11 protein-coding genes are annotated in these 13,398 nt (G+C 62.0%); 3 read left to right on the top strand and 8 right to left on the bottom strand.

The annotated features are described in order from the left end of the window. Positions 1–80: 80 nt before the first annotated feature. The gene (locus tag C8D04_RS01335; RefSeq protein WP_116003257.1) at positions 81–1,949 is read left to right on the top strand and encodes a long-chain fatty acid--CoA ligase; all 1,869 of its coding nucleotides are present in this window, start codon (positions 81–83) and stop codon (positions 1,947–1,949) included. On the opposite strand, the gene lgt is transcribed toward C8D04_RS01335, so the two are convergent. Then, positions 1,946–2,761 carry a prolipoprotein diacylglyceryl transferase gene (gene lgt, locus C8D04_RS01330; protein ID WP_116003256.1) on the bottom strand — a complete coding sequence of 272 codons (816 nt, stop codon included), beginning with the start codon at positions 2,759–2,761 and terminating at the stop codon, positions 1,946–1,948. The genes C8D04_RS01335 and lgt overlap by 4 nt on opposite strands. A gap of 59 nt (positions 2,762–2,820) precedes the next feature. Between lgt and bfr the strand changes: the two genes are divergently transcribed. After that, complete coding sequence (gene bfr, locus C8D04_RS01325) at positions 2,821–3,297, top strand: bacterioferritin (protein ID WP_116003255.1); 477 nt, start codon at positions 2,821–2,823, stop codon at positions 3,295–3,297. A 144-nt stretch (positions 3,298–3,441) separates the two neighbouring features. Here bfr and ilvD read toward each other — a convergent pair whose 3' ends face one another. Then, positions 3,442–5,301 carry a dihydroxy-acid dehydratase gene (gene ilvD, locus C8D04_RS01320; RefSeq protein WP_116003254.1) on the bottom strand — a complete coding sequence of 620 codons (1,860 nt, stop codon included), beginning with the start codon at positions 5,299–5,301 and terminating at the stop codon, positions 3,442–3,444. Between the two features lie 291 nt (positions 5,302–5,592). Continuing rightward, positions 5,593–5,835 carry a TIGR04438 family Trp-rich protein gene (locus tag C8D04_RS01315; protein WP_116003253.1) on the bottom strand — a complete coding sequence of 81 codons (243 nt, stop codon included), beginning with the start codon at positions 5,833–5,835 and terminating at the stop codon, positions 5,593–5,595. 99 nt (positions 5,836–5,934) lie between these two features. On the opposite strand from C8D04_RS01315, the gene C8D04_RS01310 reads away from it, so the two are divergent. Continuing rightward, complete coding sequence (locus C8D04_RS01310; protein WP_116003252.1) at positions 5,935–6,240, top strand: c-type cytochrome; 306 nt, start codon at positions 5,935–5,937, stop codon at positions 6,238–6,240. Positions 6,241–6,555: 315 nt separating this feature from the next. Here C8D04_RS01310 and acs read toward each other — a convergent pair whose 3' ends face one another. The 5 genes from acs to C8D04_RS01285 form a co-directional block, all read right to left on the bottom strand. After that, a complete protein-coding gene (gene acs, locus C8D04_RS01305) occupies positions 6,556–8,553 on the bottom strand; it encodes an acetate--CoA ligase (RefSeq protein ID WP_116003251.1) in 1,998 nt (665 codons plus the stop codon). 128 nt (positions 8,554–8,681) lie between these two features. Continuing rightward, on the bottom strand, positions 8,682–9,638 hold the full coding sequence (locus tag C8D04_RS01300) for a nitronate monooxygenase family protein (protein ID WP_116003250.1): 957 nt from the start codon (positions 9,636–9,638) through the stop codon (positions 8,682–8,684). 90 nt (positions 9,639–9,728) lie between these two features. Then, entirely contained in the window at positions 9,729–11,519 is a 1,791-nt protein-coding gene (locus C8D04_RS01295) for an acyl-CoA dehydrogenase (RefSeq protein ID WP_116003249.1), read from the bottom strand. A 72-nt stretch (positions 11,520–11,591) separates the two neighbouring features. Beyond that, the gene (locus tag C8D04_RS01290; RefSeq protein WP_116003248.1) at positions 11,592–12,524 is read right to left on the bottom strand and encodes an FAD-binding protein; all 933 of its coding nucleotides are present in this window, start codon (positions 12,522–12,524) and stop codon (positions 11,592–11,594) included. Positions 12,525–12,536: 12 nt separating this feature from the next. Continuing rightward, positions 12,537–13,286, bottom strand: coding sequence for an electron transfer flavoprotein subunit beta/FixA family protein (locus C8D04_RS01285; protein WP_116003247.1), 750 nt, complete (start codon positions 13,284–13,286; stop codon positions 12,537–12,539). Positions 13,287–13,398: the final 112 nt, after the last annotated feature.

Raw genomic sequence — 13,398 nt, 5'->3', positions numbered from 1 at the left:
CAAGCCAAGGCCCCATAGAAGGGCCAGGCCAAGCGCGGCGACGCCGCGCTGAATAAACAAAAGCCAAGGAGACAAAAAACATGCCCATCACCGACGCGCGCAAGGCGCCCCTGGCGGCCCGCGACAGCCAGTTCGCCAGCATTCCTGCACGCCTTTTGCGCACCGCTGCGCGCCAGCCCACGCATCCCGCCTACTACGTGCGCGATGCCACTGGCTGGCAGGCCACGAATTGGGGCGACTATGCCGCCCAGGTGCGCCAGGCCGCGCGCGCCCTGGTGGCGCTGGGTGTGCAGCCGGGCGACGCCGTGTGCATCCTGGGCTTCAACCGGCCCGAATGGACCACGATGGATCTCGCAGCGATGATGGTGGGCGGCGTGGCGGCCGGCATTTACTGGAGCAGCGCGGCCAACGAAATCGCCTACATCGTGGAGCACAGTGGCTGTGCGGTTCTGTTGGTGGAAAACCCGCAGCAGTGGCAGAAGGCGGCAGCGGAGCCCCAATCCCTGTCCCGCCTGCGCGCCACGGTGATGATGCGGCGCGCCAGCACTGAACTGCCCGCACAGGCCTCCAATGGCATCAACCCTCCCATGGACTGGGAGGCTTTCATGGCGCTTGGCGCCGACATGGAGCACGATGGCGAGGTGCAGCGGCGCCTGGACGCCATTGAAGAAAGCGGCATTGCCACGCTGATCTACACCTCCGGCACCACGGGCCACCCCAAAGCCGTAGAGCTGAGCCATGCCAACCTGAGCTGGACCTCGGCCGGGCTCTCGGCCGCGTTCGCGGTGACGCCACAAGACCGTTTGATTTCCTACCTGCCGCTGGCCCATGTGGCCGAACAAATGGGGGCCATCTGCAACCATGTATTGGCGGGCTATCAGGTGTACTTCGCCAATTCGCTGGAGACCCTGGGCGAGCATTTGCAGGAGGTACACCCCACCATCTTCTTTGGCGTACCCCGTGTCTGGGAGAAGATGCAGGCGGCCATTACCAGCAAGCTGGACGCCGCCACCGGCACCAAGGCGGCCCTGGCACGCTGGGCGCTGCATGCCGGGCGCGACTGGCATGCCAAGGCTTTGCAAGGACAGGAGCCCGGTGCCTGGCGGGACATGAAAAAGCGCTTGGCGGGCAAGCTGGTGCACAAAAAGGTGCAAAAGGCGCTGGGTTTTGACCAGGCGCGCATCCTGCTCTCGGGCGCTGCACCGATCTCCGTGGAGAACCTGCAGTTCTTCACCAGCCTCGATTTGGTCATTGGCGAGGTCTATGGCCAGTCGGAAGACAGTGGCCCCACCGCCATCAGCCTGCCGGGCTTCATCCGCATCGGAGCCGCAGGCAAGCCCCTGCCCGGCGTACAGGTGCGCATTGCCGAAGACGGCGAAATCCTCGTCAAAGGGCCCAATGTGTTCAGGGGCTACAAAGGCCGCCCGGAAGCCACGGCCGAGACGCTGCAGGACGGCTGGCTGCACAGCGGCGATCTGGGCCGTATCGACGAAGACGGTTTCATCTACGTGACCGGCCGCAAGAAGGACCTGCTCATCACCTCGGGCGGCAAAAACATCTCACCCGGCAACATCGAGGCCGATCTGATGAACCTGCCCCTGGTGGAGCATGCGGTGGTCGTGGGCGACTCGCGCAACTACCTGGCCACGCTGCTGACGCTCAAAACCGATGTGCTGCAGAGCTTTGCGCAGCAGCACGACCTGCCAGGCACGCTGGCGCAATGGCGCACAAGCCCCCAGGTGCACGAAGAACTACAGCGCGGAATCGATGCCGTCAACGCGCGGCAGGCGCGCGTAGCCCACATCCGCAAGTTCAGCGTCATCCAGGACGACTTCTCCATCGACAACGGCTGCCTCACGCCCACGCAAAAAATCCGCCGCAACGTGGTGCAGCGGCAGTACGCGGCCGAGATCGAAGCGCTTTACCGCGATACCGCGAACCCGGTCTAGTTGCGCGCAGCACGCCGGCCGCAATACAGCCACATCCCGGTTCCTGCCAGGACCATGGGCAGGCACAGCCACTGGCCCATGCTCATACCCAGGGACAACAGCCCTAAAAAGCTGTCGGGTTCACGGAAATACTCGGCAATGAAACGCAGCACGCCATACCCCACCAGGAACGCGGCGGCCACCTGGCCCTGCGGGCGTTCGCGGCGGGCGTAGAGCCACAAGAGAACGAACAGCAGCAATCCTTCCAGCAGAAACTGGTAAATCTGCGAGGGATGCCGGGGCTGCAAGGACCCGCTCTGCGCAAACACCATGCCCCAGGGCAGATCGGGGCTGGAAAAGCGCCCCCACAGCTCCCCATTAATGAAGTTGCCCACCCGCCCCGCCGCCAGGCCCGTGGGTACACAAGGCGCCACAAAATCCGCCACCTGCATCCAGGGGCGTTTGCGTGAATGGGCAAACCACAGCATGGAGGCAATCACGCCCAGCAGGCCGCCATGAAAGCTCATGCCACCTTGCCAGATGGCGAAAATTTCCAGCGGATGGCTGGCGTAATAGCCCGGCTTGTAGAACAGGCAGTAGCCCAGGCGCCCGCCCAGCACGACGCCCATCACGCCCAGGAAAAGAATGTCCTCCACGTCTTTGCGCGTCCAGGCGCCAGGGCCAGTGATGGATGCAAAGGGTTCATGGCGCAGGCGCTGCAGGCCGAGGAACATAAACAATCCGAAGGCGGCGAGATAGGTCAGGCCATACCAGTGGATGGCAACCGGGCCCAGTTGCAAGGCGACGGGATCAATGTGGGGGTATGTCAGCATGTTGGGCGGTATTGTGCCCGCGCCTGCGCGATACTGGCACCAGAAATGGAGGAAACACTATGCAAGGCCACCCCGAAGTCATCGCTTATTTCAAGGAACTGCTGCGCGGTGAGTTGGCAGCGCGCGACCAGTACTTCATCCACTCACGCATCTATGAAGACCTGGGCCTTACCCGCCTGTTTGCCCGCATGGACCACGAGATGCAGGAAGAAACGCAGCACGCCGATGCCCTGCTGCGCCGCATCCTGTTCCTGGGCGGTACGCCCGACATGCGGCCCAGAGAGTTTGCTTTTGGCCGTACCGTGCCCGAAATGCTGCAAAAAGACCTGGCACTGGAGTACGAGGTGCGCGCAGCCCTGCAAAAAGGCATGGCGCTGTGCGAGAGCGTGGCCGACTACGTGGGCCGCGACTTGCTGCTGGCCCAATTGCGCGACACCGAGGAAGACCATGCCTACTGGCTGGAAAAGCAACTGGGCCTGATCGAGAAGATCGGTCTGGAGAACTACCTTCAGAGCCAGACCGGAGCATCGTCCTGACTGATCTGACAACGGCTAAAAATATCAGTCAAATTGGCCTCTAACGCTTACCCCATAAGCGCAACAAGCTATTCATAAGATAGCAAAATGCCGTCTCAGCATTCGCTGGAACGGCATTTTTTAGATGGACCTGGATGCGCCGAATCAGTCGTCCAGCAGCGACAAGTCGCGCACCGCGCCCTTGTCTGCCGACATCACCAGCTTGGCATAGGCCTTGAGTGCAGCCGACACCTTGCGCGGGCGCGGCTGGGCAGGCTTCCAGCCCTTGGCATCCTGTTCGGCGCGGCGTTTGGCCAGTTCTTCATCGGACACCAGCACGTTGATGCTGCGGTTCGGGATATCGATGCGGATGCGGTCACCATTGCGCACCAGGCCAATCGCACCACCGGCTGCGGCCTCGGGTGAGGCATGGCCAATGGACAGACCCGAGGTTCCGCCGGAGAAGCGCCCGTCGGTCAGCAGTGCACAGGCTTTGCCCAGGCCTTTGGACTTGATGTAGCTGGTGGGGTAGAGCATCTCTTGCATGCCGGGGCCGCCTTTGGGGCCTTCGTAGCGCACGATCACGATGTCGCCCGCCTTGACCTTGTCGTCCAGAATATTGGCCACCGCTTCGTCTTGCGATTCGGTCACGTGGGCCGGGCCTTCAAACACCATCAGTGCGTCATCCACACCTGCCGTTTTAACCACGCACCCCTTGAGCGCAATGTTGCCCACCAGCACGGCCAGGCCACCCTCTTGCGAAAAAGCATGCTCGCCGGAGCGAATGCACCCCTGGGCGCGGTCCAGGTCCAGGCTGGGCCAGCGGGTGCTCTGGCTGAAGGCCGTCTGGGTAGGGATGCCACCCGGGCCAGCCATATAGAAGGTTTTGACGGCATCCGACGGGTTGCGGGCAATATCCCACTCGTCCAGCGCATCCTTCAGGGTCTTTGCGTACACCGTGGGTGTATCGGTGTGCAGCTTGCCTGCGCGGTCGAGCTCACCCAGGATGGCCATGATGCCTCCAGCGCGGTGCACGTCTTCAATGTGGTACTTGTCGGTATTGGGCGCCACTTTGCACAGCTGCGGCACAACGCGCGAGAGGCGGTCAATGTCGGCCATGGTGAAGTCGATCTCGGCCTCTTGCGCAATCGCCAAAATGTGCAGGATGGTGTTGGTCGAGCCGCCCATGGCAATGTCCAGCGTCATGGCGTTCTCAAATGCCTTGAAGCCCATGGAGCGCGGCAGGATGCTGCTGTCCTCTTGCTCGTAGTAACGTTTGCACAGGTCCACCACCAAGCGCCCGGCGCGCTTGAACAGCTGTTCACGGTCGGAGTGCGTCGCCAGCGTGGTGCCGTTGCCGGGCAGCGAGAGGCCCAGGGCCTCGGTCAGGCAGTTCATGGAGTTGGCGGTGAACATGCCCGAGCAGGAGCCGCAGGTGGGGCAGGCGCTGCGCTCCACCTCAGCCACGTCGGCGTCGGACGCTGTGTCATCAGCCGCCATCACCATGGCGTCGATCAGGTCGAGTTTTTTGAACGTCAGGGAGTGCGTGCCTGGCGTGGCCAGCTGGACCTTGCCCGCCTCCATGGGGCCGCCCGACACGAACACCACGGGAATATTGACGCGCATGGCGGCCATGAGCATGCCGGGGGTGATCTTGTCGCAATTGGAGATGCACACCATGGCGTCGGCGCAGTGGGCATTGACCATGTACTCGACCGAGTCGGCAATGATGTCGCGGCTGGGTAGCGAGTACAGCATGCCGTCGTGGCCCATGGCAATGCCGTCGTCCACGGCAATGGTGTTGAACTCCTTGGCCACGCCGCCTGCGGCCTCGATCTCGCGCGCCACCAGTTGCCCCATGTCCTTGAGGTGCACATGTCCAGGCACGAACTGTGTGAAGGAATTGACGACCGCGATGATGGGCTTCTGGAAGTCATCATCTTTCATGCCGGTGGCGCGCCACAGGGCACGCGCACCGGCCATGTTGCGTCCGGCGGTGGAAGTTTTGGAACGGTAGGCTGGCATGGTGTCGAATCGTCCGTGGGGCGGTTAAATAAAAGGGAATTTTTGATTATGTCGCAGGGATTTTCCGACCAAGCCGTGCGACAAAGACCAGCACAACCGCAACAGGGTCATGCACAACGCGAACCGGGTTCGCTCGCGGTATCAAAAGACTACGCCAGCACTACAGGCACCGGCTTTTAGAGCGGATCACAAAACCCAGCGAAGCGGTTCTGGCGAGGCGCTGTGTCGCAGGCAGTACGGGTATTACGACAAGATGCGGCAACGACGCCAGAAACGTTTTGTGAGTCGCTCTTAGCGCGGCTTGCGCGGGCGCATGCCCAGCGCTTCCTTGTGCTTGTCGATACGGTCCTGCTTGCGTTGGTCCATTTTTTCCATCGCTTTGCGCTTGGTATAGCCGGTGCTGTCGGCCCAGGCCCACCACAAAAATGTCAGGCCAAACGGTGTCAGCACCCACCACCAAGACCATGCGGCAACAGGGCCGATTTCAAGGTATTTGAGAAGTGCCAGAATGATTCCCAAGCCAAGCATGTACATGATAATCCTCAAAAGATGCCGTAATGGTATGGCTGCAGTCAACCTGAGTCATTACAATCGCGTTGCATCAATGTAACCCAACCCAGAGGAAAGACCACGATGAAGCGCACCCTGATTACCCTCGCTATGACGCTGGCTGTTGCCGCTCCTGCCTTGGCCGATGAGGCGCTGGCCAAGTCCAAGAACTGCATGGCCTGCCACGCAGTGGACAAGAAGCTCGTGGGCCCTGCCTACAAGGAAGTGGCAAAAAAGTATGCTGGCCAGAAAGACGCTGAAGCGACCCTGATCACCCACGTCATGAAGGGCAGCAAAGGCGTGTGGGGCCCAGTGCCCATGCCCGCTAACGCCCAGGTCAACGAAGCCGAAGCCAAGAAGCTGGTCGACTGGGTTCTGTCGCTCAAGTAATTCGGTCTTTGGTCACACGGTTTGCCAACCCGTTGGCAGCCCCCCCCGAAACCGCCGCAACCCTGCCAAGGACGCGGCGGTTTTTGTTTGTGGTTGTCGCCACATAAGAAAAAGGCGCCTCGCGACGCCCCTTTTTTATTCAGCCAAAACGCGCTGCGCGCTGCCGCCTTGCGGCGGCTGCTTGATCAATTGGTTTCAGCCAATTGATTGAAACTAACGGGATTTTGGCGAACACATCACGTCGCTGCGCGACATGAGTGCTCTCCGAATCCGGCGAAGGCGCCATGCGCCTGCCGCCTTGCGGCGGCTGCTTGATCAATTGGTTTCAGCCAATTGATCAAGAATCGCCGGATTCTCCAACGTACTTGTGTCTTGGGTGATGGCTTCGCCCTTGGCGATGGAGCGCAGCAAGCGGCGCATGATCTTGCCGCTGCGGGTCTTGGGCAGGTTGTCGCCGAAGCGGATGTCCTTGGGCTTGGCGATGGGGCCGATTTCCTTGGCCACCCAGTCGCGCAACTCCTTGGCGATCTGCTTGGCTTCCTCGCCCGTGGGGCGGCTGCGCTTGAGCACCACGAAGGCGCAGATGGCTTCGCCCGTCACATCGTCGGGGCGCCCCACCACAGCGGCTTCTGCCACCAGATCCGTCTTTGCTACCAGGGCCGATTCGATTTCCATGGTGCCCATACGGTGGCCCGAGACGTTGAGCACGTCGTCGATGCGGCCCGTGATGCGGAAGTAGCCACGATCAGCGCTGCGCACCGCGCCATCGCCAGCGAGGTACGTCGTGCCACCCATCTCATCGGGAAAATAGCTCTTCTTGAAGCGCTCCGGGTCACCCCAGATCGTGCGGATCATGCTGGGCCAGGGGCGCTTGATGACCAGCATGCCACCCGAGCCATTAGGAATGTCATTGCCCGTTTCGTCCACGATGGCGGCCATGATGCCGGGCAAGGGTAGCGTGCAGCTGCCGGGCACCAGCGGCGTCGCGCCAGGCAGCGGAGTGATGACATGGCCACCGTTTTCGGTCTGCCAGAACGTGTCCACCACGGGGCAACGCTCGCCACCGACGTTTTTGTAGTACCACATCCAGGCTTCGGGATTGATAGGCTCGCCCACGCTACCCAGGATGCGCAGGCTCGACAGATCCGAACGCGCAGGATGCACCGCGGGATCAGCATCGGCCGACTTGATGAGCGAGCGGATCGCTGTGGGGGCTGTGTAGAACACCGTGCACTTGTGGCGCTCAATCATCTGCCAGAAGCGACCAGCGTTCGGGTAGGTGGGGATGCCCTCAAAAATGATCTGCGTAGCCCCTGCAGCCAAGGGGCCGTAGGTGACATAGGTATGGCCAGTGATCCAGCCGATGTCGGCCGTGCACCAGAACACGTCGCTGGGCTGGATATCGAAGGTCCACTCCATGGTGGCCTTGGCCCACATCAAGTAGCCCGCGGTGCTGTGCTGCACACCCTTGGGCTTGCCCGTCGAGCCCGAGGTGTAGAGGATAAACAGCGGATGTTCGGCGCCCACGGCGACCGGCTCGCAAATGTCGGACTGGCCTTCCATCGCCTGGCTGAAAGTGAGGTCGCGCCCGGCCACCATGTTGCAGGCCGTCTTGGTGCGCTCGAACACCAGCACGTTGCGCACGTTCTCGCAATTGCCCATGGCCAGGGCTTCGTCGATGATGGCCTTGAGGGGCAACTCCTTGCCGCCGCGCAGTTGGGCGTTGGCGGTAATGACGACACTGGCGCCCACGTCAATGACGCGCTCATGCACAGCCTTGGCCGAGAAACCGCCAAACACCACGCTGTGGATGGCGCCAAGGCGCGCACAGGCCTGCATGGCCACCACGCCTTCGATGGTCATGGGCATGTAGATCAGCACGCGATCGCCCTTGCCCACGCCCAGCGCAGCGAGTGCATTGGCGAAGCGGCTGACCCGCACCAGCAGCTCCTTGTAGGTGACACGGGTCACCGAGCCGTCATCGGCCTCGAAGATGATGGCGGTCTTGTTCTCGGCGGGCGTGCCCATGTGGCGATCGAGGCAGTTGGCCGAGGCATTGAGCTCGCCGTCTGCATACCACTGGTAAAACGGCGCATTGGATTCGTCCAGGGTCTGCGTGAACGGCTTGGTCCACTGCAGGTGCTCGCGGCCCAGGCGCGCCCAGAAGCCCTCGTAGTCCGCTTCGGCTTCGGCGCACAGGGCCTCGTAGGCAGGCATACCGGAAACGCGGGCGGCCTGCACGGTGGCGTCCGCAGGTGGGAAAACGCGGTTTTCCACCAGAGTGGATTCAATGGCATTCGATGGCGCGCTCATGGGTGTGTCTCCTGAAAATCGGTGAAGGTTCACCCGAGACTGTCCATGCACGCACTTACATGCTACTGACTGGGCCCTCACAGCCCCGTTTTGCCACCCGCCGAGTCGGCGGGACAGCCGCAGCCCGATCAGGCGGCCAGTAAACGCGCTCGCGCAGCCTTGTATTCGTCGCGCAAACGAGCCACCAGCGCCGCTGTGGTCGTCACAGCCTGCACTGCGCCAATGCCCTGGCCGCAGCCCCAGATGTCCTTCCAGGCCTTGGTGGAGTTGCCACCAAAATTCATCTTGCTCGGATCGGACTCGGGCAGATTGTCAGGGTCCATGCCCGCCGCTCGGATCGACGGTGCCAGGTAGTTGCCGTGCACGCCTGTGAACAGGTTGCTGTAGACGATGTCGTCTGAATTCCCATCGACGATGGCCTGCTTGTAAGCATCGCTGGCGCGCGCTTCTTCCGTCGCGATGAAGGCCGAGCCGATGTAGCCAAAATCAGCGCCCATGGCTTGTGCCGCCAGCACAGCATCGCCCGTGGCGATGGCGCCGCTGAGCGCCAGCGGGCCGTCGAACCACTGGCGGATTTCCTGCACCAGGGCAAAGGGGCTCTTCACCCCGGCATGGCCACCTGCGCCTGCTGCCACTGCGATCAGGCCATCGGCCCCCTTCTCGATGGCCTTGTGCGCAAACTTGTTGTTGATGATGTCGTGCAGCACGATGCCACCCCAGGCGTGCACCGCCTGGTTCACGTCTTCACGCGCACCCAGGCTGGTGATGACGATCGGCACCTTGTACTTGGCGCAGACCTGCATGTCGTGCTCCAGCCGGTCGTTGCTCTTGTGCACGATCTGGTTGATGGCAAACGGCGCTGCGGGTTGCTCCGGGTGCGCCTTGTCCCAGGCGGCCAGGGTTTCGGTGATCTCGGCCAGCCATTCGTCCAACTGTTCGGCAGGACGGGCATTGAGCGAGGGCATGGCGCCCACAATGCCGGCCTTGCATTGCTCGATCACCAACTGGGGGTTGCTGATGATGAACAAGGGCGACCCAATGACGGGCAGCGAGAGCTTTTGCAGAACCGGTGGCAGTTTGGACATGGCAACTTTCGCAGAATTAAAAATATGAGTGAAATGAGCCTGTAACGCCCTATTCAAGAGCGCAGCAAGCTATTGTTTTCATAGCAAAATTTAGAACGAATCCAGCGCAAGGGCCGTTACGCTGTCAGCGCCTTCAACGATGCTGTCGCGCAAACCGGCCGCCTTGACCAGGATGTGTTCTGCATAGAACTGCGCTGTGGCAATCTTGGCACGCATAAAGGCCTCGTCCTGTCCCTTGTGCAACAGTTCCTGCGCCACCAGCAGCGCGCGGGCCATTTGCCAGCCCGCCACCAAATTACCCGCCAACATAAGGTAGGGCACGCTACCAGCAAACACCGCATTGGGCGATGCCTTGGCGCCGCCGCAAACAAAGTCCACCACGTCCAGAAAAGCCTTGCGCGCAGCGCCCAGGCGACTGGCCATGGCCAGGGCCGCAGGGGTTCCACTGGCCTGCAATTCGCTTTCAGTCTGGGCGATCTGAGCAGCCACGCCACGGGCAGTCTGGCCACCGTCGCGCGCCGTCTTGCGGCCCACAAGGTCGTTGGCCTGGATGGCGGTCGTACCCTCGTAGATGGTCAAAATTTTTGCGTCACGGTAGTACTGGGCCGCACCGGTTTCCTCAATGAAACCCATACCGCCGTGCACCTGCACGCCCAGGCTTGCAACCTCGATGCTCATCTCGGTGCTATAGCCCTTGACCAGCGGCACCATGAATTCATAGAACGTGGCGTTTTCCTTGCGCACCTCGGCGTCCGGGTGGTGGTGCGCCGCGTCGTAGGCGGCAGCGGCCGTGCTGGCCATGGCGCGGCAGCCTTCGGTGGTGGCGCGCATGGTCATGAGCATGCGCTTGACGTCGGGGTGGTGGATGATGGCCGCGCTGGCGTTGATGCTGCCGTCCACGGGGCGGCTCTGCACGCGGTCCTTAGCGTACTGCACGGCCTTCTGGTAGGCGCGCTCGGCGATGGCGATGCCCTGGATACCGACGCCATAGCGGGCGGCGTTCATCATGATGAACATGTACTCGAGGCCACGGTTTTCCTGGCCCACGAGGTAGCCCACGGCGCCGCCGTGGTCGCCAAACTGCAGCACGGCCGTGGGACTGGCCTTGATGCCCAGCTTGTGCTCGATGCTGACGCAGTGCGCGTCGTTGCGCGCGCCCAGGCTGCCGTCCTTGTTCACCAGGAACTTGGGCACAACAAACAGGCTGATGCCCTTGACGCCCTCGGGCGCGCCCTGCACACGGGCCAGCACGAGGTGGACGATGTTCTCGGCCATGTCGTGCTCGCCCCAGGTGATGAAAATCTTGGTGCCGAAGACCTTGTAGGTGCCGTCGGGCTGCGGCTCGGCCTTGGTGCGCACCAGCGCCAGGTCAGAGCCGGCCTGCGGCTCGGTCAGATTCATGGTGCCGGTCCATTGGCCGGAAATGAGTTTTTCCAGATAGATGGCCTTGAGCTCGTCGCTGCCAGCTGTCAACAACGCTTCGATGGCGCCGTCGGTCAGCAGCGGACACAACGCAAAGCTCATGTTGGCGCTGTTGAGCATCTCCATGCAGGCTGCGCCAATGGTCTTGGGCAGGCCCTGGCCACCAAAGTCCTGTGGATGCTGCAGACCCTGCCAGCCACCTTCGGTGAGCTGACGGAAGGCATCCTTGAAGCCAGGCGTGGCTGTCACAACGCCGTCCTTCCAGGACGAGGGATTCTTGTCCCCCTCGAAATTCAGCGGTGCCAGCACACCCTCGGTGAACTTGGCGCACTCCTCGAGCACGGCGGTGGCCGTGTCCAGGCCTGCGTCCTCAAAGCCTGGAATCTGTGCGACCTGTTCGATGTGGGCCAGGTGCTGCATGTTGAACAGCATGTCCTTGACGGGGGCGGTGTAGCTCATGGGGTTCTCCGGGAGATGCAAAAGTCAAAAAAAAGGCATCGCAAGCGATGCCTTTTCGCGCACGACAGTGCTTTACAGGGCCTTGACCAGTTCCGGCACGGCCGTGAACAGGTCGGCTTCCAGGCCGTAGTCGGCCACGCTGAAGATCGGCGCTTCGGGATCCTTGTTGATCGCCACGATCACCTTGGAGTCCTTCATGCCGGCCAGGTGCTGGATGGCGCCCGAGATGCCTGCGGCAATGTAGAGCTGCGGCGCCACGATCTTGCCGGTTTGCCCCACTTGCAGGTCGTTGGGGGCGTAGCCTGCATCCACTGCAGCACGGCTGGCACCAATGGCAGCGCCCAGCTTGTCGGCCAGCGGAGTCATGACTTCGTCGAACTTTTCCTTGCTGCCCAGTGCCCGGCCACCCGAGACGATGATCTTGGCTGCGGTCAGTTCTGGGCGATCGTTCTTGGCTATTTCGCGGCCCACGAAGCTGCTCTTGCCGGAGTCGGCGACAGCGGCCAGGCTCTCCACGGAGGCGCTGCCACCGGTGGCAGCAGCGGCGTCGAAACCGGTCGTGCGCACGGTGATGACCTTGGTGGCGTCAAGGCTCTGCACGGTGGCAATGGCGTTACCGGCGTAGATGGGGCGCTCGAACGTGTCGGCGCTGACCACCTTGCTGATTTCGCTGATCTGGCCCATGTCGAGCTTGGCGGCCACGCGCGGGGCTACGTTCTTGCCAGCCGCGGTGGCGGGGAACAGGATGTGGCTGTAGCTGCTGGCAACGGCCAGCACCTGGGCGGCAACGTTCTCGGCCAGGCCCTGTTCGAGGGCTGCGCTGTCGGCGTGCAGCACCTTGGCGACGCCAGCCACCTGGGCGGCGGCGGCGGCGGCGGCGGCGGCGTTGTGTCCGGCCACAAGCACATGCACGTCACCACCGCACTGCACAGCGGCAGTGATGGTGTTGAGCGTGGCGCCCTTGATGCTGGCGTTGTCGTGTTCTGCGATAACGAGTGCGGTCATTTTTTGTTCTCCTTAGATGACTTTGGCTTCGTTCTTGAGCTTTTCGACCAGGGCGGCCACGTCTGCCACCTTGATGCCGGCGCCGCGCTTGGCAGGCTCGGATACCTTGATGGTCTTGAGGCGCGGTGCAACATCGACCCCCAGGTCTTCAGGCTTGACGATGTCGAGCGGCTTCTTCTTCGCCTTCATGATGTTGGGCAAGGTGACGTAGCGCGGCTCGTTCAGGCGCAGGTCGGTCGTGACCACGGCAGGCAGAGACAGTGACAAGGTCTCCAGGCCGCCATCCACCTCACGGGTGACGCTGACCTTGTCGCCATTGATCTCGACCTTGGAGGCAAAAGTCGCCTGGGGCAGATCGGCCAAGGCTGCCAACATTTGACCCGTCTGGTTGGCGTCGTCGTCGATGGCCTGTTTGCCCAGAATGATGAGCCCGGGTTGCTCTTTGTCCACCAGGGCCTTGAGCAGCTTGGCCACAGCCAGGGGTTGCAGTTCCTCGGTGGTTTCGACCAGGATGGCACGGTCTGCGCCGATGGCCATGGCCGTGCGCAGGGTTTCCTGGCATTGGGCCACGCCGCACGAAACAGCAATGACTTCGGTGACCACGCCTTTTTCCTTCAGGCGCACGGCCTCTTCGACGGCGATTTCGTCAAAGGGATTCATGCTCATCTTCACGTTGGCGATGTCTACACCCGTGCCGTCCGACTTGACGCGGACCTTCACGTTGTAATCCACCACGCGCTTGACAGGGACCAAAACCTTCATTGCTGCGGCTCCTAAAGTTGATTGAATTGACGTTTACGTAAACCAGAACATTTTATGCCGCAGTGCAGCGAAAGCACGAGACTCTTTGCCAGAACCTGATGACAAAAAAAAG

It is taken from the genome of Simplicispira sp. 125 (genome assembly GCF_003096555.1).
In the GTDB taxonomy this organism is placed as follows: domain Bacteria; phylum Pseudomonadota; class Gammaproteobacteria; order Burkholderiales; family Burkholderiaceae_C; genus Simplicispira.
This window is presented reverse-complemented; position numbering and strand designations above follow the sequence as displayed.